General features: G+C 60.2%; 23 protein-coding genes. 6 read left to right on the top strand and 17 right to left on the bottom strand.

Annotation, left to right across the window (positions count from 1 at the left end; all coding sequences use genetic code 11):
• Positions 1 to 108 precede the first annotated feature (108 nt).
• Together recJ and ABX75_RS19185 are read right to left on the bottom strand one after the other, a co-directional pair.
• The gene (gene recJ, locus ABX75_RS19190) at positions 109 to 1,818 is read right to left on the bottom strand and encodes a single-stranded-DNA-specific exonuclease RecJ (RefSeq protein ID WP_034115009.1); all 1,710 of its coding nucleotides are present in this window, start codon (positions 1,816 to 1,818) and stop codon (positions 109 to 111) included.
• Between the two features lie 96 nt (positions 1,819 to 1,914).
• Positions 1,915 to 2,457, bottom strand: coding sequence for a YaeQ family protein (locus tag ABX75_RS19185; RefSeq protein ID WP_034115010.1), 543 nt, complete (start codon positions 2,455 to 2,457; stop codon positions 1,915 to 1,917).
• Between the two features lie 148 nt (positions 2,458 to 2,605).
• Here ABX75_RS19185 and ABX75_RS19180 point away from each other — a divergent pair, with 148 nt between their 5' ends.
• Positions 2,606 to 3,805 (top strand): CaiB/BaiF CoA-transferase family protein, encoded by a 1,200-nt coding sequence (locus ABX75_RS19180; protein WP_034100321.1) that lies wholly within the window; start codon positions 2,606 to 2,608, stop codon positions 3,803 to 3,805.
• On the top strand, positions 3,805 to 4,689 hold the full coding sequence (locus ABX75_RS19175; protein WP_040269347.1) for a TIGR02285 family protein: 885 nt from the start codon (positions 3,805 to 3,807) through the stop codon (positions 4,687 to 4,689). Before ABX75_RS19180 ends, ABX75_RS19175 begins: the two co-directional genes overlap by 1 nt.
• 172 nt (positions 4,690 to 4,861) lie before the next feature.
• Here ABX75_RS19175 and ABX75_RS19170 read toward each other — a convergent pair whose 3' ends face one another.
• The 10 genes from ABX75_RS19170 to ffh form a co-directional block, all read right to left on the bottom strand.
• On the bottom strand, positions 4,862 to 5,158 hold the full coding sequence (locus ABX75_RS19170; RefSeq protein WP_034100324.1) for a DUF3509 domain-containing protein: 297 nt from the start codon (positions 5,156 to 5,158) through the stop codon (positions 4,862 to 4,864).
• Between the two features lie 264 nt (positions 5,159 to 5,422).
• Positions 5,423 to 6,832, bottom strand: a complete 1,410-nt coding sequence (gene thrC, locus ABX75_RS19165) for a threonine synthase (protein ID WP_034100326.1) — start codon at positions 6,830 to 6,832, stop codon at positions 5,423 to 5,425.
• Between the two features lie 103 nt (positions 6,833 to 6,935).
• Positions 6,936 to 8,240, bottom strand: a complete 1,305-nt coding sequence (locus ABX75_RS19160; protein WP_034100328.1) for a homoserine dehydrogenase — start codon at positions 8,238 to 8,240, stop codon at positions 6,936 to 6,938.
• 129 nt (positions 8,241 to 8,369) lie between these two features.
• Entirely contained in the window at positions 8,370 to 9,101 is a 732-nt protein-coding gene (gene dsbC / locus ABX75_RS19155) for a bifunctional protein-disulfide isomerase/oxidoreductase DsbC (protein ID WP_034100330.1), read from the bottom strand.
• 140 nt (positions 9,102 to 9,241) lie between these two features.
• Entirely contained in the window at positions 9,242 to 10,138 is an 897-nt protein-coding gene (gene xerD / locus ABX75_RS19150) for a site-specific tyrosine recombinase XerD (protein WP_034100332.1), read from the bottom strand.
• A gap of 109 nt (positions 10,139 to 10,247) precedes the next feature.
• Positions 10,248 to 10,598: a 50S ribosomal protein L19 gene (rplS, locus tag ABX75_RS19145; RefSeq protein ID WP_003175895.1), complete on the bottom strand. Its 351-nt coding sequence runs from the start codon at positions 10,596 to 10,598 to the stop codon at positions 10,248 to 10,250.
• A gap of 45 nt (positions 10,599 to 10,643) precedes the next feature.
• Positions 10,644 to 11,417 (bottom strand): tRNA (guanosine(37)-N1)-methyltransferase TrmD, encoded by a 774-nt coding sequence (trmD, locus tag ABX75_RS19140; protein ID WP_024077235.1) that lies wholly within the window; start codon positions 11,415 to 11,417, stop codon positions 10,644 to 10,646.
• A complete protein-coding gene (gene rimM / locus ABX75_RS19135; protein WP_034100333.1) occupies positions 11,399 to 11,935 on the bottom strand; it encodes a ribosome maturation factor RimM in 537 nt (178 codons plus the stop codon). The genes trmD and rimM overlap by 19 nt, the downstream gene beginning before the upstream one ends.
• A gap of 5 nt (positions 11,936 to 11,940) precedes the next feature.
• Entirely contained in the window at positions 11,941 to 12,192 is a 252-nt protein-coding gene (gene rpsP / locus ABX75_RS19130; RefSeq protein ID WP_003238923.1) for a 30S ribosomal protein S16, read from the bottom strand.
• A gap of 250 nt (positions 12,193 to 12,442) precedes the next feature.
• Complete coding sequence (gene ffh / locus ABX75_RS19125) at positions 12,443 to 13,819, bottom strand: signal recognition particle protein (RefSeq protein ID WP_034100336.1); 1,377 nt, start codon at positions 13,817 to 13,819, stop codon at positions 12,443 to 12,445.
• Between the two features lie 219 nt (positions 13,820 to 14,038).
• On the opposite strand from ffh, the gene ABX75_RS19120 reads away from it, so the two are divergent.
• The 3 genes from ABX75_RS19120 (at position 14,039) to ABX75_RS19110 (ending at position 17,695) form a co-directional block, all read left to right on the top strand.
• The gene (locus ABX75_RS19120) at positions 14,039 to 14,851 is read left to right on the top strand and encodes an inner membrane protein YpjD (protein ID WP_034100338.1); all 813 of its coding nucleotides are present in this window, start codon (positions 14,039 to 14,041) and stop codon (positions 14,849 to 14,851) included.
• Between the two features lie 12 nt (positions 14,852 to 14,863).
• Positions 14,864 to 16,102: a transporter associated domain-containing protein gene (locus ABX75_RS19115; RefSeq protein ID WP_047882474.1), complete on the top strand. Its 1,239-nt coding sequence runs from the start codon at positions 14,864 to 14,866 to the stop codon at positions 16,100 to 16,102.
• Between the two features lie 282 nt (positions 16,103 to 16,384).
• Positions 16,385 to 17,695, top strand: coding sequence for an MFS transporter (locus ABX75_RS19110; RefSeq protein ID WP_034100341.1), 1,311 nt, complete (start codon positions 16,385 to 16,387; stop codon positions 17,693 to 17,695).
• Positions 17,696 to 17,778: 83 nt separating this feature from the next.
• Here the strand turns inward: ABX75_RS19110 and purT are convergent, their stop codons facing one another.
• From purT to ABX75_RS19085, 5 genes are all read right to left on the bottom strand, one after another.
• Complete coding sequence (gene purT, locus ABX75_RS19105) at positions 17,779 to 18,960, bottom strand: formate-dependent phosphoribosylglycinamide formyltransferase (RefSeq protein WP_017139720.1); 1,182 nt, start codon at positions 18,958 to 18,960, stop codon at positions 17,779 to 17,781.
• Positions 18,961 to 19,029: 69 nt separating this feature from the next.
• Positions 19,030 to 19,497 carry a VUT family protein gene (locus ABX75_RS19100; protein WP_034100344.1) on the bottom strand — a complete coding sequence of 156 codons (468 nt, stop codon included), beginning with the start codon at positions 19,495 to 19,497 and terminating at the stop codon, positions 19,030 to 19,032.
• Positions 19,498 to 19,634: 137 nt separating this feature from the next.
• Positions 19,635 to 19,850 (bottom strand): DUF1289 domain-containing protein, encoded by a 216-nt coding sequence (locus ABX75_RS19095; protein ID WP_047882473.1) that lies wholly within the window; start codon positions 19,848 to 19,850, stop codon positions 19,635 to 19,637.
• A complete protein-coding gene (locus tag ABX75_RS19090; protein ID WP_047882472.1) occupies positions 19,847 to 20,371 on the bottom strand; it encodes a gamma carbonic anhydrase family protein in 525 nt (174 codons plus the stop codon). The genes ABX75_RS19095 and ABX75_RS19090 overlap by 4 nt, the downstream gene beginning before the upstream one ends.
• Positions 20,372 to 20,407: 36 nt before the next feature.
• On the bottom strand, positions 20,408 to 21,010 hold the full coding sequence (locus tag ABX75_RS19085; protein ID WP_034100348.1) for a CoA pyrophosphatase: 603 nt from the start codon (positions 21,008 to 21,010) through the stop codon (positions 20,408 to 20,410).
• Positions 21,011 to 21,157: 147 nt separating this feature from the next.
• Here ABX75_RS19085 and ABX75_RS19080 point away from each other — a divergent pair, with 147 nt between their 5' ends.
• Positions 21,158 to 21,706, top strand: coding sequence for an NUDIX hydrolase (locus ABX75_RS19080; RefSeq protein WP_034100349.1), 549 nt, complete (start codon positions 21,158 to 21,160; stop codon positions 21,704 to 21,706).
• Positions 21,707 to 21,738 lie beyond the last annotated feature (32 nt).

Raw genomic sequence — 21,738 nt, 5'->3', positions numbered from 1 at the left:
TCCCCCCCCCCCCCCCCGATAGCTGAGTGTCAGTCAAAAATGCTGTGACTGACCTACCGCTATCGGGGGCAAGCCCCCTCCCACAGTTGTTTTACGGCCTAGTGAAATCTAGCGCGGTTCGATGTGGGCAATCATCAGCTGCACGGTTTCATTCCCACGAAACTCGTTCACATCCAGCTTGTAGGCCAATTCCACCCAACGCACCGTCGGGTTCGGCCAGACTTCCCGATCCACCCCGAACGCGATGCCGTCAAGCTTCACCGAACCGCACTCACTCTTGAGCACCACCTTCAGGTGCCGCTCCCCCACCACCCGCTGCTCTACCAACTGGAACACCCCGTGAAACAACGGCTCGGGAAAGTGCTGGCCCCAAGGGCCGGCATGCCGCAGAGCACGGGCCAGTTCCAGGTGGAATTCCTCCACCGCCAAGGTGCCATCGGACAGCAGGCGCCCGGTGAGGTCTTCTTCACGCAATTGCCGACGCACTTCGGCATCGAAAGCTTCGGCGAACAGCGGGAAATTTTCCTCAGGCAACGTCAGCCCCGCCGCCATGGCGTGTCCGCCGTATTTCGCGATCAGCGTGGGATGCTGGCTAGCGACTACGGCCAGCGCGTCACGGATATGGAAACCCGGCACAGATCGCCCTGAGCCTTTAAGCAGGCCGTCACCGGCGTCGGCAAAGGCGATGGTCGGGCGGAAATAGCGTTCTTTCATGCGCGACGCCAGGATGCCGATCACCCCCTGGTGCCACTCCGGATCGAACAGGCACAGGCCATAGGGCATGGAGTCCACCGGCAAGTCCTTGAGCTGGGCCAGCGCCTCGCGCTGCATGCCCTGCTCGATGGATTTGCGGTCTTGGTTCATACCGTCCAGTTGCACGGCCATCTCACGCGCCGCAGCGAAATCGCGAGTCAGCAGGCACTCGATACCCAGGCTCATATCGTCCAGGCGCCCGGCGGCGTTGAGCCGTGGCCCGAGGATAAAGCCCAGGTCGGTGGAGGTGATTCGCGCCGCATCGCGCTTGGCCACTTCCAGGATTGCCTTGATCCCCGGTCGCGCGCGCCCGGCGCGAATACGCTCCAGCCCCTGATGGACGAGGATGCGATTGTTGGCGTCCAGGGGCACCACGTCGGCGACGCTGCCCAGGGCTACCAGATCGAGCAGGTCGCCGATATTGGGCTGTGGTGTGTTCGCGTACCACCCCAACTCGCGCAGGCGCGCGCGCAGGGCCATCAATACGTAGAAAATCACGCCGACACCGGCCAGGGCTTTGCTGGGGAACGTGCAGCCAGGCTGGTTCGGATTGACGATGGCGTCCGCCGCTGGTAGCTCATCCCCCGGCAAGTGGTGATCGGTCACCAGCACCTTCAGCCCCGCCGCTTTTGCCGCTGCCACGCCTTCGACGCTGGAGATACCGTTGTCTACGGTGATCAGCAATTGCGGTTCGCGCTGCAGCGCTACGGCGACGATTTCCGGCGTGAGGCCATAACCGTATTCGAAGCGGTTGGGCACCAGATAATCGACATGGGCCGCACCCAGCAACCGCAGGCCCAGGGTGCCGACGGCGCTGGCCGTGGCGCCATCGGCATCGAAGTCGCCCACGATCAGGATGCGCTGGCGTTGCTCCAGCGCGGTCACCAGCAAGTCCACCGCGGTATCGATACCCTTGAGCTGCTGGTAGGGAATCAACCGCGCCAGGCTCTTGTCCAGCTCGGCCTCGGACTGCACCCCGCGCGCGGCGTAAAGGCGGGTCAACAGGGGCGGCAATTCACCGAGAAACGGCAGGACGGCGGGCAACGGACGAGGATCGATACGCATGGGGTGAAGGAAACTTCTCTTTAATACGACGGTTAAACGGCAAGGCTGAAATCGACTGACAGGCAACGTGGGAGGGGCAGGCCCCTTCCGAGCGTTTCAACCACGCTCGCCGACCAGCCACTGCAACTGCACTTCATGCTGGCCACGGTCGTCGGTGACGAACATCGTGCCTTCGCTGATCATCACATCCCACTTGATCACCCTGGGCATGTCCTTGGCCAGGGTTTCGAGGACTTCCTGCGGCACAGCCGCGATGTGCACGTTCTTCAGGTTAGCGGCGACCGGCACCACTTTGCCTTCCCAAACGCGCAGGCTGCCGTAGGCCAGCAGGCTGGTGCGCTCGGTGCGGCGCGAGCACCAGGTCAAGCGATCGGCATCGGGTTGGCCGACTTCAATCCAGTGTAAAACCCGGTCATCCAGGCTTTTTTCCCACAGGGCCGGTTCGTCTACATCTGACAGACCACGCCCAAACGACAACTGTTCGTTGTACCAGAGGGCATAAGCCAGCAAACGCACGGTCATGCGCTCTTCGGTCTCCGACGGGTGGCGGGCGATGGTCTGTTTGACGCTCTCGTACACCGAACGGTCGAGGTCGGTGAGGTTGAGTTCGAATTTGTAGGTCGTGGACGGCTGGGCCATGAACGGGCTTCTAGAGATAAGGAAAGGCGGCCAGTCTAACCGATGGCGAGGCCAATCAACGAATCCTGCGCTGCATCACCCTTATCCCTGGGCCCCTCGCCTATGTTAAAAGGCATCACATACCTGTTCTGCGCAGCCAAGGATCCCCATGTCGTTTAATGCCAAACCGCTTGCCGGCCTGAAAGTCATCGAACTCGGCACCCTGATCGCGGGCCCGTTCGCCTCACGTATCTGCGCAGAATTCGGCGCCGAGGTCATCAAGGTCGAATCCCCGGACGGCGGCGATCCGCTGCGCAAATGGCGCAAGCTGTATGAAGGCACATCGCTGTGGTGGTTCGTGCAGGCGCGCAACAAGAAATCCCTCACGCTGAACCTCAAGCACCCGGATGGCCTGGCCATTCTTAAGCAACTGCTGGCGGACGCCGACATCTTGATCGAAAACTTCCGTCCCGGCGTGTTGGAAAAACTGGGCCTGAGTTGGGAAACCCTGCACGCGCTCAACCCGAAACTGGTCATGGTGCGCCTCTCGGGCTTTGGCCAGACCGGGCCGATGAAGGACCAGCCAGGGTTTGGCGCCGTGGGCGAGTCCATGGGCGGGCTGCGTTACATCACCGGTTTCGAGGACCGCCCGCCGGTGCGTACCGGGATCTCCATCGGAGATTCCATTGCAGCGCTATGGGCGGTGATCGGTGCGCTGATGGCGCTGCGGCATCGTGAGGTTAACGGCGGCCTGGGCCAGGTGGTCGATGTCGCGCTGTATGAAGCCATTTTCGCCATGATGGAAAGCATGATTCCCGAGTTCGACGTGTTCGGGTTTATCCGCGAACGCACCGGCAACATCATGCCGGGTATCACGCCCTCCTCGATCCATACCAGTGCGGACGGCAAGCATGTGCAGATCGGCGCCAATGGCGATGCGATCTTCAAGCGCTTCATGGCCGCCATCGGCCGCGAAGACCTGGCTAACGATCCACAACTGGCCAGCAATGACGGGCGCGACAGCCGCCGTGACGAGCTGTACGGCGTAATCGATCGCTGGGTCAATTCGCTGCCACTGGAGCAGGTGATCGAGCAATTGAATGGCGCCGAGGTGCCCGCCAGCCGCATCTACAGCGCTGAGGACATGCTGGGCGACCCGCAATTTCTGGCCCGCGAGATGTTCCTCAAGGCGCAGCTTCCGGGTGGCAAGGATTTCAAGATGCCCGGCATCGTGCCCAAACTGTCGGATACCCCCGGCAGTTGCGAGTGGGTGGGCCCGCAACTGGGCGAGCATAACGGCGCTGTACTGGGTGAGCTGGGCTATGACGCCGCAGCGATTGTGCGCTTGCGTGAGGCAGGCGCAATCTGATGCGCCATCGGTGCAAACAGTGGCTGGTGCAGCTCTGCCTGGCGACAACAGTGGCCGGTGGGTGGCCTGCATCGGCTCACGCGCAAGACACCTTGATCTGGCTGCTGCGTGATTTGCCGCCACTGACGATTTTCGACGGCCCCGGCAAAGGCCAGGGCGCCTTGGATCAGCTGCTGCCGCTGCTGATCGAGCGCCTGCCGGACTATCGCCACGAAGTGCTGCACGTCAATCGCGCACGCGGAACGCAAATGCTGCGCGAGGGGACGCTCATCTGCGATCCCTCGTTGCTATGGACAGCGAAGCGTGCGGCATACGTTGCGTTTTCCAAACAGGCCTTTGTCGTCGCCAGCAATGGCGCGGCCATTCGCAGCAGCCAGGGTGAGCAACTGGCGCGATTTATCAGCCACGGTCAGTTGGACCTGCAGGCGTTCCTGGCTGCCCATGAAGCTCGGGTAGGCGCTGTTGCGGAACGAAGCTATGGACCAAATATCGATGAAGCACTCAAGCAGACCGACACCCAGCACCTGGCCCTGCACTACGGCAACGATGCCATGGGCAGCCTGCTGCAAATGCAACGTCTGGGCAGACTGGAAGCGGTGCTCGGCTATTGGCCGGAGATCCGCTATCACGCCCAGCAACAAGGCATTGCCCCTGACAATTTGAGTTTCTACCCGATCAAAGGCGCCCCACCCTATCAGCACACCCATATCGGCTGCTCGAACACCGCCCAAGGGCGCCAGGCCATCACCCGCATCAATCAAGCGGTGCGTGACATCCCGCAGGAGCAGATACAACAAGCCTACGCCGCCTGGCTGGACCCACTGATGCGCCAGGATTACCTGCGCGACAACCCGGTATTTTTTCAAGACTGGAACGAGCCCTGACAAATCGCAGGCAAAAAGAAACCCCGAAGAGTGGGGAGACACTTCGGGGTTAAACGTGGCCTATCTAAAGACCAGTACAGCAAGCCACAAACACCGGAGCACAATGTTCGCTCTTGCTGTTACGAAATCTGACCGGGCATGCAGTAGGAAGTTTCCATGAGTGAATAATTCTTCATGCGCAGGCAGCGCCCCGGGTTTGGGCGGCATTGCGCAGAGCAGCGATCACGGAAGGTTCCAAGCGGCCTTCAGCGATTTTCAGGTCACGCAGCAGGCAATCGACCACATCCACCAGCACCCGCTTATCCATCAACTGAGCGCGGTCGACTTCACGTTCCACCACGATAGCGCCGGCAGGATTCTTCACGGTTACCAGGCATTCGCCTTGCACGCCAACGGTGGTCAGCGTAACCCGGTAAGGGCTCAGTGCTTCTTCGAGCAATAGGCTGATACTTTCCATCTCGATCACCATTCAATAGTTCGGGAACAATCGTTTCAACGAGCGCTGCGTCTTTTCTAAATGACCGATTGCCATGTAGGAAAGTTCGCTTTTTCGTCGCTATGGACATCCGGGGTGTTCAGTTCAGCTTGCGCTTGGAACATGACAGACAAAAAACGGCGGCTCATCGCTGATCAAGCGATGGCGGGTGTTGGCGGGTTCATCGGAGGCGAACGAAAAAAAAACGCCGCTGCCCCAAGAATGGGAAAGCGGCGTTTCTACGCGGGCAAATCTGCCTTACAGCGGCTTGCCTCGGTTACCGTGTTGGCTGACAAACGCCTGCACGGTCTTCAGGTCATTGGCCAGCACGGTGCAGCGTTCTTCACGCTCGAAGAGGTCCGCCAGGTGCGTCGGCAATTCCAGTGCCTTGCCAACGCCTGCCTTTTCCACCGCTTCCGGGAACTTGACCGGGTGGGCGGTGCCCAGGATCACCATCGGGATGTCCAGGCTGCGACGGCACTCCCGTGCGGCCTTCACGCCGATGGCAGTGTGCGGGTCGAGCAGCTCGCCGGTCTGGGCATAGACTTCAGCGATGGTTTCGCAGGTCTGTGCATCGTCCACGGCCAGGGAATCGAACAACTTACGGGTTTCGGTCCAGCGCTCTTGCTCGACGCTGAAACCGCCGCCTTGCTTGAAGTTGTCCATCAAACCGGCAATAGCCGCACCGTTGCGACCGTGCATGTCGAACAGCAGACGCTCGAAGTTCGACGACACCATGATGTCCATGGACGGCGACAAGGTCGCGTGCAGGGTTTCCTTGACGTACTGGTTGCCGCTCATAAAGCGGTGCAGGATGTCGTTGCGGTTGGTGGCGACGATCAACTGGTTGATCGGCAGGCCCATGTTGCGCGCCAGGTAACCGGCGAAGATGTCGCCGAAGTTGCCGGTCGGCACCGAGAACGACACCGAACGCGCTGGGCCGCCCAACTGTAGGGCTGCGTGGAAGTAGTAGACGATCTGAGCCATGATCCGCGCCCAGTTGATCGAGTTCACCGCCACCAGACGCGTGCCCTTGAGGAAGCTCTGGTCGGCGAAGCTGTTCTTGACCATTTCCTGGCAGTCATCGAAGTTACCTTCGATGGCGATGTTGTGGATATTGTCGCCGAAGATAGTCGTCATCTGACGGCGCTGCACTTCCGACACCCGCTTGTGCGGATGCAGGATGAAAATGTCGACGTTTTCGCAGTGTTTGCAGCCTTCAATCGCCGCCGAACCGGTATCACCGGAGGTGGCACCGATGATCACCACGCGCTCGCCACGCTTGGCCAGCACGTAATCCAGCAGGCGACCCAGCAGTTGCAGCGCAAAGTCCTTGAACGCCAGGGTCGGGCCGTGGAACAGCTCCAAGACCCACTCGTTGCTGTTCAACTGCCGCAACGGTGCGATGGCGCTGTGGGAAAACACGCCGTAGGTTTCTTCTAGAATCTTTTTGAAGTCCGCATCCGGAATGCTGCCGGTGACGAACGGGCGCATCACCCGAAACGCCAGCTCGTGGTACGGCAGGCCAGCCCAGGAGGCTATTTCTTCCTGGGTAAAACGTGGCAGGTTTTCCGGCACGTACAGACCGCCGTCGGTGGCAAGACCTGCCAGCAGAACGTCTTCGAAATTCAGGGCCGGTGCCTGGCCGCGGGTGCTGATGTAGCGCATAAAAGCAAACCTTTGGTTTGAGCTTCAAGCTTCAAGCTACAAGCGGCAAGTTAAAGCTGATCGGCTTTTACTTGCAGCTTGCAGCTAATAGCTTGCAGCTGGATTAATTCAAATGTTCGACGCGAATCCGTACAACCGGCCCAACCACACCCTGGAGCGCTTCCAGTGCCTGGATGGCATCGTTAATGTGTTGTTCGAGCACACGGTGGGTCAGCAGGATCATTGGCACTTGGCCGTTTTGCTCCTCGACTTCCTTCTGCATGATCGACTCGATGTTGATGCCCCGCTCCGACAGGATGCTGGCCACCTGAGCCAACACGCCCGGGTGATCCTGGGCCTGGATGCGCAGGTAGTAGGCGCTTTCGCAAGCCTCGATCGGCAGAATCGGGTGGGCCGACAGCGAGTCCGGCTGGAAGGCCAGGTGCGGCACACGGTTTTCCGGGTCGCTGGTCATGGCGCGAACTACGTCCACCAGGTCGGCGATCACTGACGAAGCCGTAGGCTCCATGCCGGCGCCGGCGCCATAGAACAGGGTCGAACCTGCGGCGTCACCGTTGACCATCACCGCGTTCATCACGCCATTGACGTTGGCGATCAGGCGGTCGGCCGGGATCAGCGTCGGGTGCACACGCAACTCGATACCCGCCGGCGTGCTGCGAGCCACGCCCAGGTGCTTGATGCGATAGCCCAAGGCTTCGGCGTAATTCACGTCGGCGGTGGTCAGCTTGGTGATGCCTTCGGTGTAGGCCTTGTCGAATTGCAGCGGGATACCAAAGGCGATGGACGCCAGGATGGTCAGCTTGTGCGCCGCGTCGATGCCTTCCACGTCGAAGGTCGGATCGGCTTCGGCGTAGCCCAGAGCCTGGGCTTCGGCCAGCACGTCTTCGAAGGTGCGGCCCTTCTCGCGCATTTCGGTGAGGATGAAGTTACCGGTGCCGTTGATGATGCCGGCCACCCAGTTGATACGGTTGGCAGACAAGCCTTCACGGATCGCCTTGATCACCGGGATACCGCCGGCCACTGCGGCTTCGAACGCCACGATCACGCCCTTCTCGCGGGCCTTGGCGAAAATTTCGTTGCCATGCACGGCGATCAGCGCCTTGTTGGCGGTGACCACATGCTTGCCGTTCTCGATGGCTTTGAGCACCAGCTCGCGGGCCACGGTGTAGCCCCCGACCAGCTCGATGACGATATCGATTTCAGGGTTGGTGGCCACGGCGAAGACATCGTTGGTAATCGCAATACCGGTCGTTTGGAACTGAGGCTTTGGCGAACGCGTGGCAATTTGCGCCACTTCAATTCCACGCCCTGCACGGCGCGAAATTTCTTCAGCGTTACGCTGAAGGACGTTGAAGGTGCCGCCACCGACGGTCCCTAACCCACAGATGCCTACTTTGACCGGTTTCACTGAAGAACTCCCCATGAAACGGCCGACGCTAGGTCGGCCGTGGAAAACAGCCGCACAACTGCGGCTTTCAATTAATGGTCCGTCGACTCATCGGCGGACCACGATCGTCAAAGATTCGACGATGCTGGTTTATTTGGCACTCAGCGCCAGTTTGGCAACTTGTGGTGCCGGCTGGTAGCCCGGAATCACTTGACCGTCCGCCAATACGATGGCCGGTGTACCGTTCACGCCAATGGACTGGCCGAGAGCGAACTGCTTGGATACCGGGTTGGCGCATTTGGCGGCCTTGATTTCCTTACCGTCGACCATCTTGTCCATCGCCGCCTTCTTGTCGGCTGAACACCACACGGCCTGCAATTGTTCATCGCCCGGCGAGCCCAGCCCCTGACGCGGGAACGCGACGTAGCGCACTTCTACACCCAGCTTGTTCAGCTCAGGCACTTCGGCGTGCAATTTGTGGCAGTACGGGCAGGTGGTGTCAGTAAACACGGTGATGTGGGTCTTGGTTTCGCCGATGGCCGGGTAGACCACGGTTTCAGCCACGGGAATGCCATTGATCAGCTTGGACACGCCCAGGCGCTCGGCTTTCTCGGTCAGGTTGACGGGCTTGCCGTCCTTGAGCTGGAACAGGTAGCCCTGGACGATGTACTGACCATCGGCGCTGGCGTACAGCACGCGGCTGCCCTTGAGCTTGACCTCGTACAGACCGGCCATGGGGCTGGCGCTGATGCTTTCGATCGGTGTGTCGAGCTGCAGATTGGCCAGGCTCTTGCGAATGGTCTGCTCGGCAGCATCATCAGCGAAGGCAAACGAGGAAACCAACGCAATGGCTGCGGCGGCAATAATCTGGGTCAAGCGCATGGGAACTCCTGAAGGCAGATGCAGGGACGGGAAGGAACACCGATCTGGAAACACGGGCCGGGACCGTCCCCTTTGCTAACCGGCAAAGCCTACCACAGTTGGGCCGCAGGGCAGCCCGTGGCGGAATAAATTGGCGGTTTTCAGCCGCGCGGATGGTGCTTGGCGTGCATATCCTGCAAGCGCGCACGCGCCACATGGGTGTAGATCTGGGTTGTGGATAAATCGCTGTGGCCGAGCAGCATCTGCACCACGCGCAAATCCGCACCATGATTGAGCAAATGCGTGGCGAAAGCATGGCGCAACGTGTGGGGCGACAACGCCTTGCCGATCCCGGCAACCTTGGCCTGGTGCTTGATGCGGTGCCAGAACGTCTGACGGGTCATCTGTTCGCCACGCTGACTGGGGAACAGCACATCACTGGGCCGCCCGCCGAGCAGTTCACTGCGCGCGTCACGCATGTAGCGCTCGACCCACACAATCGCCTCCTCCCCCATCGGCACCAAGCGCTCCTTGCTGCCCTTGCCCATCACCCGCAACACGCCCTGGCGCAAGTTGACCTGCTCTAAGGTCAGACTGATCAGCTCGGTCACCCGCAGACCGCAGGCGTAAAGCACCTCCAGCATCGCGCGGTCGCGCTGGCCGATGGCTTCGCTCAGATCAGGAGCATTGAGCAAGGCCTCCACGTCGGCTTCCGACAGGGATTTAGGCAGCGGCCTACCCAACTGCGGCATATCGATTTGCAAGGTCGGGTCGAGAGCGATGAGTTTTTCCCGCAGCAGATAGCGATAGAAACCTCGCACGCCCGAGAGAAATCGCGCCGTGGAGCGCGGCTTGTAGTTCTGCTCCAAGCGCCAGGCCAAATGATCAAGGATCAATTCACGCCCGGCGTTGATCAGTTCGAGGTTCTTTTCCTGCAGCCAGCCATTGAACAGAGCCAGGTCACTGCGGTAAGCCTGACGAGTGTTATCCGACAGGCCTTTTTCCAACCAAAGGGCGTCGAGGAAACGGTCGATCAGAGGGTGGTCAATGGCAGACATGGGGGCTCGAACAGGAAAATAGATAGAAAAGAGATCCTAGCGCGGACCTTAAATCGCAGGCACAAAAAAGCAGCCCGTAGGCTGCTTTTTTCTGCATCGGAAGCTGGACTTAAGCCAGTTTTTCCTTGATGCGAGCTGCTTTACCGGACAGGTCACGCAGGTAGTACAGCTTGGCTTTACGTACGTCACCGCGACGCTTAACGGCCATGCTGTCGATCTGCGGGCTGTAGGTCTGGAAAGTACGCTCTACGCCAACACCGTTGGAGATTTTACGAACAGTGAAAGCACTGTTCACACCACGGTTACGCTTGGCGATTACCACGCCTTCGAACGCTTGCAGACGCGAACGGTCGCCTTCCTTCACTTTCACCTGAACGACAATGGTGTCGCCCGGGGCAAAGGTAGGGATCTCTTTGGTCATCTGCTCTGCTTCGAGTGCAAGGATGATTTTGTTAGTCATGCTGTGCTCCTAAGGTAAGTCAATGGACCTACCATCGATACGTTGTTAACTATCGTCCCGCGCGAGGATGTATTCCTCGAGCAGCTTCTTCTCTTCTCCAGAAAGCGAGCGGCTTTCCAGAAGATCGGCGCGTCGTTCATAGGTCCGACCAAGGGACTGCTGTAAACGCCAACGCCGGATGTGTGCGTGATTGCCACTTAGCAATACGTCGGGAACACGCTGATCCGCATACACCTCCGGTCGGGTGTAGTGCGGGCAATCCAGCAAACCATCCGTGAAGGAATCTTCCTCCGCGGAGTCCGCATGCCCTAAAGCTCCAGGCAGCAGTCGTGTAACCGCATCTATCAGGACCATCGCCGGCAGCTCGCCGCCAGACAGAACATAGTCCCCAATCGACCACTCTTCATCGACATGAGCTTCAATAAACCGCTCGTCAATGCCTTCATAGCGACCGGCAATCAGGATCAATGCTTCCTCATTCGCCAGTTCGCGCACCGCCGCCTGTTTCAGCTGACGGCCTTGAGGGGACAGGTAAATTACCTTCGCCTTCTCCCCGGCTGCTGCCTTGGCCTGAACCAACGCGTCTTCCAGGGGCTTGATCTTCATCACCATGCCCGGGCCACCGCCAAATGGGCGATCGTCCACAGTGTGATGTCGATCCGTCGTGTAGTCTCGCGGGTTCCAACAGGTAAGCTGCAACAGCCCCTGCTTCACCGCCCGACTGGTGATGCCGTACTCGCTGATGGCGGAAAACATCTCGGGAAACAAACTGATCACTTCAATGCGCAAATTAGCCACGCTTAGAAGTCCGCGTCCCATTCCACCTTCATCTCGCCCGCTGCCAGGTCGACGGCCAACACGCATTGCTCGGTATAGGGCAATAGGCGTTCGCGATCATCCAGGCTGCCAGCGCAAGGCTTGACCACCATTACATCATTGGCGCCGGTTTCCAGAAGATGATCGATTTTCCCGAGCATTTGCCCCAGTTGATCAATAACCTTCAGACCTTCCAGCTGGTACCAGTAGTACTCGCCGTCGGTCAATTCAGGGAACAGGTTGCGCGGCACGCAGATCTCATAACCGGCCAGAAGACGCGCTTCTTCACGATCATCAAGACCCTTGAGCTTTGCGACCAGGAACTTATCGCTCCCGCGTCCACTGACCAGCTCGACCTGTTTCACACTACCTTCGCGCTTGAGCGTCCAGGTCTTGTACTGCAACAGGTTTTCAGTCGGATCAGTAAAGGAATACACCTTCACTTCGCCGCGAACGCCATGAACAGAATAAATCTTGCCGATAACGATCAAATCATCAGCAACCGCTGGCGTCGCGCTCATATTGCTCAGGCTGCGGCCTTAGCCGAGTCCTTCAACAACTTGGCAACACGCTCAGAAGGCTGTGCACCAACGCTCAGCCAGTAGGCTACGCGCTCTTGGTTCACGGACAGGCGGACTTCTTGACCACGAGCGATCGGGTTGAAGAAGCCAACTTGTTCCTTGTGAGAGCCGTCACGTGGGTTGCGGCTGTCAGTTACGGTCAAGTGGTAAAACGGGCGCTTTTTGGAGCCGCCAAGGGCAAGACGGATTGTTAGCATGTGAACATCGTTCCTGTAGTCGGTGCTGCAAATCTAAATGCACAGCGGGCATAGGTGCCCGAAAGGCCGCATATTCTAAGGAATATCCGGACTTTTGCAAATGTCTTTTTCTGGCGCCTATGGGCGTACCACTCAGATCTGCTGGAGAGCCGTCGGTTAAAACAGCGAGTCAGCACCCGCCAACGGCGGGTTTGCTGGAGATCCCACATCCCTGTGGGGCGGAGCAAGAGCGAGCCCTTGCTCGAATTCTTTACATTTTCGGCATGCCGCCGCCGGGCAACATACCGCCCATGCCGCGCATCATCTTGGCCATGCCGCCTTTGGCGGAGAACTTCTTCATCATCTTCTGCATCTGCTTGTGCTGCTTGATCAAGCGGCCGATGTCCTGCACCTGAGTGCCGGAACCCATGGCGATCCGACGCTTGCGCGAACCGCTGATCAGCTCAGGGTCGCGGCGCTCGGCCGGGGTCATGGAGTTGATGATGGCTTCCATCTGCTTGAACTGCTTCTCTGCCGCGCCCTGGGCATTGCCCATCTGCGCCAGGTTCACGCCACCGATGTTTGGCAGCTTGTCCATCAGGCCGCCGAGGCCGCCCATGTTCTTCATTTGTTGCAGCTGGTCGCGGAAGTCTTCGAGGTCGAAGCCCTTGCCCTTCTTCAGTTTCTTGGCGAGCTTGTCGGCCTTGTCCTTGTCGAGAGTGGCTTCGGCCTGCTCGATCAGGCTGAGCACGTCGCCCATGCCGAGGATGCGCGAGGCGATACGCTCAGGGTGGAACGGTTCGAGCGCTTCGCTCTTCTCGCCCATACCGATGAACTTGATCGGCTTGCCGGTAATCGAGCGCACCGACAAAGCAGCACCGCCACGGGCATCGCCGTCGACCTTGGTGAGGATCACGCCCGTCAGTGGCAGCGCATCGCCGAATGCCTTGGCGGTGTTCGCCGCATCCTGGCCGGTCATGGCGTCAACCACGAACAGCGTTTCGACCGGGTTGATCGCGGCATGCAGCGCCTTGATCTCGCCCATCATCTCTTCGTCGATATGCAGACGACCGGCAGTATCGACGATAACCACGTCGATGAACTTCAGCCGGGCTTCTTTAATAGCAGCGTTGGCGATGTCGACCGGCTTCTGGCTCAGGTCGGACGGGAAGAAGGTCACGCCCACTTCGCCGGCAAGCATTTCCAACTGTTTGATGGCCGCCGGACGGTACACGTCGGCCGACACCACCATCACCGACTTCTTCTTGCGCTCTTTAAGGAAGCGCGCCAGCTTGCCGGCGGTAGTGGTCTTACCCGCGCCTTGCAGACCGGCCATCAGCACGACGGCCGGTGGCACGGCGCTGAGGTTGAGGTCTTCGTTGGCAGCGCCCATCAGGCTTTCGAGTTCGGCCTGGACGATTTTCACAAACGCCTGGCCCGGAGTCAGGCTGCGGGACACTTCGGTGCCGACTGCGCGCTCCTTGACCGAGTTGACGAAGTCCTTGACCACAGGCAAGGCGACGTCGGCTTCCAGCAGTGCCATGCGCACTTCGCGCAGGGTGTCTTTAATATTGTCCTCGGTCAGCTTGGCCTTGCCGGTAACGTGGCGCAGCGTCTGCGAGAGACGGTCAGTCAAGTTTTCAAACATGCGCGATCCTTTCAGGCCCTATGGTAGACCGAGGTAATGGCGGCCCAGGCTGTGGTAAATCGCTATTAGAAACAGCGGCCGGCGAGCCTGCGGCGGGGGCAGGTCGCGGATTATAGCGAAGACTGCGCCCATGCACACCCGCTGTCTGGCGCGGGAGTCTTTCGTGGAACGCAGGTGTATGCCAAACTCAGCGCCTTTCGGGCTTGCCTAACAGGATTTATGCTCCCTTTGCCACCCAGTTTGCTACCCAGCCTCGCCGCCGCCCTTTTGTATGCCGCTGCGACTCTCTACCAGGGCACCCGCCTGGCCCAATGCGCCAAGGCCGACAAACGCCTGCTGGTCGGCCTGGGCGTCCTCGCCCTGCTGGCACATGCCGCGAGCCTGTTCACCCATTTGATGACGCCGGTCGGCCTGGGCCTGGACTTCTTCAGCGCCGCCAGCCTGATCGCCGCCGCGGTGATTGCCCTGACGCTGCTCGCCTGCTCCCGCATTCCCGTAGAAAACCTGCTGGTGCTGCTCTTCCCGCTGGGCATGTTGACGGTGCTGCTGGCGCAGTTCGCACCCACCGGCACCGTGCAGGTGATCGACGAAGAACCGGGCATTCTCGCCCACATCCTGCTGTCGATCCTGGCCTACGGCATGTTCACCATTGCCGTGTTCCAGTCCCTGCTCCTGCTGTTGCAGGACCACCAGCTCAAGCACAAACACCCATTGGGCCTGATCAAGAACTTCCCACCGCTGCAAACCATGGAGAGCCTGCTGTTCGGCTTCCTGTGGGCCGGTTGGACGCTGCTGTCGCTGTCGCTGATTTCCGGCTGGCTGTTCGTCGAGAACCTGTTCGCCCAGCACCTGGTGCACAAAACCCTGCTGGCCTGCCTGGCGTGGGTGGTGTTCAGCGTGTTGTTGTGGGGCCGCAACCGTCTCGGTTGGCGCGGGCATAAGGCAATCCGCTGGACCCTGGCCGGTTTCTGCTTGCTCATGCTGGCCTATTTCGGCAGCAAGCTGGTTCGCGAATACATCCTGCATATCTGACGGGCAGCGATCATGGACAATTTGCCCCTGGGGCCGATGCTCGCGGTAATCGCCCTGCTGGTGTTATGGGCCGGGCTGTTTACCGCCATAGAAGCCGCCCAGCAACACCTGCTGGCCCTGCGCCCCGGCACGCGCCAGGGCGACAAGGCCGCCGCCCGCCTGAATTTCCCGCGTGACAGCCTGATCTTGTGCAATACGCTGTGCCGTGGGGTGGTGGTCATCCTGTGTACGCTGCTGGCAATTTACGCCTGGGCGGCAAACGGTCCGTGGCTGGGCTGGCTGATTTCTTGCGCGGTCCTCCTGGTGCTGGCCGACTACCTGCCCCGCGCCCTGGCTACCCGTCATCCGCAAGCGGTGCTCGGCTTTGGCAATACGTTGCTGGGCGTGCCACTGAAGCTCCTCTATCCCCTGGCCTGGCTGCTCAATGGCATCAGCCTGATGCTATTGCGCCCCTTCGCCCGCAAGACCGGCGCAGTCAAAAAAAGCGACGAGCCGCTGCCCGATCACGATGACGAACCGGAGCAGGCAACCGATAAAAGCCAAGCCCACGGCATGCCCGGCATCCACGCCCTGGACAACATCACGGTCAATGACATCCTGGTGCCGCGCAGTGAAGTCGACGGCATCAACCTGGACGAGCCGATCGAAACGATCATCGAACAACTGCGCACCTCCGAGCGTACGCGCTTGCCGGTGTTCCACAGCGATATCAACCAGGTGCAGGCGGTGTTGAATACGCGGCAGATCCAGCATTTGCTGCCCGACGCCAGCCTGACCAAAGAGGCGTTGCTCGCCGCCTGCCACGACCCCTACTTCGTTCCGGAAAGCACGCCGCTGCAGTTGCAACTGCTGAACTTCCACAAGCAGCAGCGTCGTCTGGGCATGGTGGTGGACGAGTACGGTGAAGTGCTGGGGATTGTCACCCTGGAAGACATCCTCGAAGAAATCGTCGGCGAATTCGAAAGCGAGCAAGGCGCGGATAACCCGCACATCCAGGCCCAGCCGGATGGTCGTTACATCATCGACGGCGCCGCCTCGATCCGTGAGCTGAACAAAAGCCTGGGCTGGCACTTACCCAGCGACGGCCCCAAAACCCTCAACGGCCTGGTGACCGAAGCGCTGGAAACCATCCCGGATTGCGCGGTGTGCCTGAAGATCGGGCGTTACCGCCTGGAAATCCTCGAGACCGAAGATAACCGCGTGAGCAAGGTGTTGATCTGGCATACCAGCAGAATGCCTGTCGCCGCATAACTTCTGATCAACCAAAATTAAACGTGGGCCCCTTCTCCACAGGTTGATTTGCACCGTGTCAGGCCTTGTTACAATTCCACGCCCCTTCCTATAATCCCTGCGGCTTATCCAAGCTCTGCCAGACCGCGTGCTACCCGCACTCAGCGCGTCCAGGCATCGATTCACCATGTCCGACCGGTGTTCGCTCCCATCCCGAGCAGCCCCGCGTGCAACCCTGATCCATGGGTGTTCGACCAATAATAATCCGCGTCCAAACGCGCAACGACCGTCAGGGATACCGCCATGAGCACCACCTATAACGAGGCCGCGACCGCCGCCCCGAGCAACTCCACCGCACGGGTCGCTACCGCGAGCATCGTCGGCACTGCCATCGAGTTCTATGATTTCTATATCTACGCCACCGCTGCGGCACTGGTGATCGGCCCGGTGTTCTTCCCGCAGAGTTCGGGCACCGCGCAGATGCTGGCGTCTTTCCTCACTTTCGGTATCGCCTTTATTGCCCGCCCGCTGGGCTCGGCACTGTTCGGCCATTTCGGCGATCGCATCGGCCGCAAGTCCACACTGGTGGCTTCGTTGCTGCTGATGGGCGTGTGTACGACGCTGATCGGCTTGCTACCCGGCTATGACAGCATTGGAGCCTGGGCGCCGATCCTGTTGTGTGTGCTGCGTTTCGGGCAAGGCCTGGGCCTTGGCGGCGAATGGGGTGGCGCGGCGCTGCTGGCCACCGAGAACGCGCCCAAGGGTAAGCGCGCCTGGTTCGGTATGTTCCCGCAACTAGGCCCCTCGATTGGCTTCCTGGCGGCCAACGGCCTGTTTCTTATCCTGGCCATGAGCCTGAGCGACGAACAGTTCCGCAGTTGGGGCTGGCGCATCCCGTTCATCCTCAGCGCCGCGCTGGTGATGGTCGGTTTGTATGCGCGTCTGAAGCTGCATGAAACGCCGGTGTTCGCCAAGGCCGTAGCCAAGCAAGCACCAGTGAAAGTGCCGCTGGTGGAGCTGTTCAGCCAGCATTGGTTGCCAGTGCTGCTGGGCGCCGCGTCGATGGTGGTGTGCTATGCGCTGTTCTACATCACCACCGCATTTTCTCTGAGCTATGGTGTTTCCACCCTGGGTTACAGCCGCGAGACGTTCCTCGGCCTGCTGTGCTTCGCCGTGTTGTTCATGGGCCTGGCCACGCCGATTGCCGCCTTGGCCAGCGACCGCTATGGCCGCAAACCCGTGCTGATCGTCGGTGCGATTCTGGCGATTCTGTCCGGTTTCACCATGGAACCACTGCTGACCCATGGTTCCACCTGGGCCGTGGCCTTGTTCCTGGCATTGGAGCTGTTTCTGATGGGCGTGACGTTCGCACCGATGGGCGCCTTGCTGCCGGAGCTGTTCCCGACCCGCGTGCGTTATACCGGGGCTTCGGCGGCGTATAACCTGGGTGGCATCGTTGGCGCATCGGCCGCGCCGTTTTTCGCGACCAAGCTGGTGGCGATGGGCGGGCTGAGTTATGTGGGTGGATATGTGTCGGCGGCGGCACTGCTCAGTTTGATTGCGGTGCTGTGCCTGAAAGAGACGCGGGATAACGATTTGAACAGGGTGGGCTGATAGGCCGCTATCGGGGGCAAGCCCCCTCCCACTTTGATTTGTGAATACAGTCAAATGTGGGAGGGGGCTTGCCCCCGATGCTTTTAGAGTTCTACAACAACGGCTTTAGAAGCACGGGTAGCCTTGGCCCGAGCCGCTTCAATCGACTCATCCCGCGCCAACGCCACACCCATGCGGCGCTGGCCATTCACTTCTGGCTTACCGAACAGACGCAATGCCGTATCCGGCTCGCTCAATGCCGCGCCGAGATTGGCGAAAGCGGTCTGGGTCGACTGCCCTTCCACCAGGATCACCGCCGACGCCGATGGCCCGAACTGTCGGATCAACGGGATCGGCAGGCCGAGAATGGCGCGTGCGTGCAAGGCGAATTGCGACAGGTCCTGGGAAATCAGGGTCACCAGGCCGGTGTCATGAGGGCGCGGCGATACTTCGCTGAACCACACTTGATCGCCCTTGATGAACAATTCCACGCCGAACAAACCACGTCCGCCCAGAGCCTCGGTCACGGCCTTGGCCACGCGCTCGGATTCGGCCAGGGCAATCGGGCTCATGGCCTGTGGCTGCCAGGATTCCTGGTAGTCGCCTTTTTCCTGACGATGACCAACCGGCGCGCAGAACGTGGTGCCGCCGATATGGCGCACGGTCAGCAAGGTGATTTCGTAGTCGAAATCGATAAAGCCTTCGATGATCACCCGGCCTTTACCGGCACGTCCGCCTTCCTGGGCATAGTCCCAGGCTTTCTGCACGTCATCGGCGCTGCGCAACAGGCTCTGGCCCTTGCCCGACGAACTCATCACCGGCTTGACCACACACGGGAAGCCCAGGTCCTGAACGGCCTTGCTGTAGTCCTCGAAGGTGTCGGCGAAGTGGTACGGCGAGGTCGGCAGGTCCAGTTCCTCGGCGGCCAGGCGACGGATGCCTTCACGGTTCATGGTCAGCGACGTGGCGCGCGCGGTCGGGATCACGGTGAAGCCTTCGGCCTCCAGCTCCACCAACGTAGCGGTGGCGATGGCTTCGATTTCCGGCACGATGAAGTGCGGTTTTTCCGCTTCGATCACCGCACGCAAGGCGGCGCCGTCAAGCATGTTGATCACATGACTACGATGGGCCACCTGCATGGCCGGCGCATTGGCGTAACGATCCACGGCAATCACTTCAACGCCCAGGCGTTGCAGTTCGATTACCACTTCCTTGCCCAGTTCACCGCAGCCACACAGCAAAACGCGGGTCGCGGTTGGCGACAATGGAGTTCCGATTCGGGTCATCTCAGGTCCTCAGGGGAGCGGATCATGGGGAGAAAGGCCGGCATTTTACATGAACTGTAAAAATTGGCCTCAGTTGGCGACCGCCCGTTTGCGCACGCGCCAGGCCATGATCAGCCACACCGCAGTGACCCCGGCGAATTTCGACACCAGCGCGGTGCCCACCACCATCGGCGTCAACGCGCCGATCAGGCCGAAGAAGATGAACGTATCGAGGGGGATGCTCAGCGCCGAACTTATCCACAGGCGATCGTGGAGCGGGCGCTTGGTGATGGTGAATACCAGCCAGTCGATGCACTCGGACACCGCGAATGCCGTGGCACTGGCCAGGGCGATGGACGGGTCGGAGGTGATATAGGACAGCACCAGCGCGGCCAGCATGGCGATGATCGCACCGTGGCCGAAGCGGGTTTGCACCATGTCGCGCAGGATAAACACCAGGCCACCCCAGGCGGACCAGATCACATCCAGGTGAGGGGCGGTGGAGAAGGCGAAGTTGATCAGCACGACGCTGCTGATATAGGCGATCAGGAAGAGCATGGCGGGATGGGCCCTGTGTATAAGGGGCACAGGGTACTTCACATTAAGACAGATGTCGTCTGGGGGGCCTTATCGGGGGCAAGCCCCTCCCACACGCTTTTAAATGTGGGAGGGGGCTTACCCCCGATAGCAATGGTTCAGGCGCCAGATTTACCAGAAGCCATAAACACCAACCCATTCGCAAAGGCCCGCTCATGGCACAAGCCCAACACTACCCGGCGCTCGGCATTATCCATGCGACTCCAACGCGTGATTTCATCCACGGTGCGCTGGCAGCCGGTACAGATGTCGTCATCATCCAGCGCGCAAATGCTCACGCAGGGCGATGCAACAGGTCGTTCAACTGCACTCATTCTTCCTGCTCAACCAGGTCACGGGCATAACGCTGCGAATTGTGTACATAGTGCGCGGCACTGGCCTCTAGCATCCTCTTCTGCGCCTCGGTCAGCTCACGCACCACTTTGCCCGGCGACCCCATCACCAGCGAGCCATCGGGAATCTCCTTGCCTTCGCCGATCAGCGAGTTGGCGCCGATGATGCAATGCTTGCCAATCTTCGCGCCGTTGAGCACCACCGCATTGATGCCGATCAGGCTGTAATCGCCGACGGTGCAGCCGTGCAACATGGCGTTATGGCCGATGGTCACGCCGGTGCCGAGGGTCAGCGGGTAGCCCATGTCGGTGTGCATCACGCTGCCATCCTGCACGTTGCTGTTCTTGCCGATCAGGATCAGTTCGTTGTCGCCGCGCAATACCGCGTTGAACCAGACGTTGGCGCCCTCCTCCAGTTTGACCTTGCCCACCAGCGTGGCGTTGGGCGCCACCCAGCTGTGTGGATGGGTCTCGACGCGGGCATCGCCCAGGCGGTATTTCATGGTGTTCCCTCACGGCGTTGCCATTGAATGGATGGCTTATTTATGGATAAAGCTCTTGGGCGGCTGGTGCAGGCTGATCTGCGCGTCGTCATAGAGCAGGTTGATCAGCTCGACGATCATGATCGCCGTCAGCCCCCAAATCTTGTATTCACCGAAACGGTAGCTGGGCACGTACCAACTGCGGCCCTGGTAATCGATTCGGTGGGTATGCTCCCGCGGGTCCTGTCGGAAAAAATCCAACGGGACGCTGAAGACCGCGGCAATCTCGGCATCGTTGGCCAGGTACTCCACGTAATCCGGAATCACACCTACGTAGGGGGTGACGCGGATACCGTGCAAGGAGATCAGCGGACTGAGTGGCCCGATGACCTCCACCAGGCCCGGCGCCAAGCCGATTTCTTCTTCGGCTTCACGCAGGGCGGTAAAGACCAGGTCCGGGTCTTCCGGGTCGCGACGCCCGCCGGGAAAGGCCACTTCGCCACCATGGGTCGACAGGCCGCTGGCGCGCAGGGTCAGGATCAGCTCAGGTTCGTCACTGCGGGTAATCGGCACCAGCACGGCGGCCTCGGGGAAACGTCCGTCGGTCTCCAACGTGTGCGGCGTGTGGTTGCTTACCCGGCGAAGTAGCTCGTCCAGCATGAGTCATCTCGATCTGTTGGCTACCTGGCATCATGCACCAAAGCGTGCAGGCGCCCAACCCCAAAACCATGACCGTGTCGCGAAACGACAACTTGCAGGAACGCCTGACCCCAAGCCAAGATGGATGGACTTTCCAGGAACCCCAGCATGAAATTCTGCAGCCAGTGCGGTAAACCGGTGACCCAACGCATTCCCGACGGCGACGCGCGCCTGCGCTATGTGTGCGATCACTGTTCGACCATTCATTATCAGAACCCCAACATCGTCGCCGGCACCGTGCCGGTGTGGGGCGATCAAGTGCTGTTGTGCCGCCGCGCCATCGAGCCGCGCCAGGGGTACTGGACCCTGCCCGCCGGTTTCATGGAGAACGGCGAAACCGTGGAACAGGCCGCTATGCGCGAAACCCTGGAGGAAGCCTGCGCCCGCGTACGGGACTTGAGCCTCTATACCTTGATCAATGTGCCGCATATCAGCCAGGTGCATATTTTCTACCGTGCCGAGCTGATCGACCTGGACTTCGCCGCCGGCGCCGAAAGCCTGGAAGTGAAGCTGTTCGCCGAGGCTGACATCCCTTGGTCCGAGCTGGCTTTCCGCACCGTCGGGCGTACCTTAGAATGCTTCTTCGCTGACCGCCGCCAGCACGCCTACCCAGTGCGCAGCGAGTCGGTGCCGCCACTTGCCAAACCCGCCCAATAACAACGGCAGACGGCCTTCAAAGGGAAATCGTT

This window comes from Pseudomonas sp. ARP3, assembly GCF_001029595.1.
GTDB classification, from domain to species: Bacteria; Pseudomonadota; Gammaproteobacteria; order Pseudomonadales; family Pseudomonadaceae; genus Aquipseudomonas; species Aquipseudomonas rhodesiae.
Note: the sequence above shows the minus strand (reverse complement) of the source record. Positions and strands in the feature narration are given on the sequence as shown.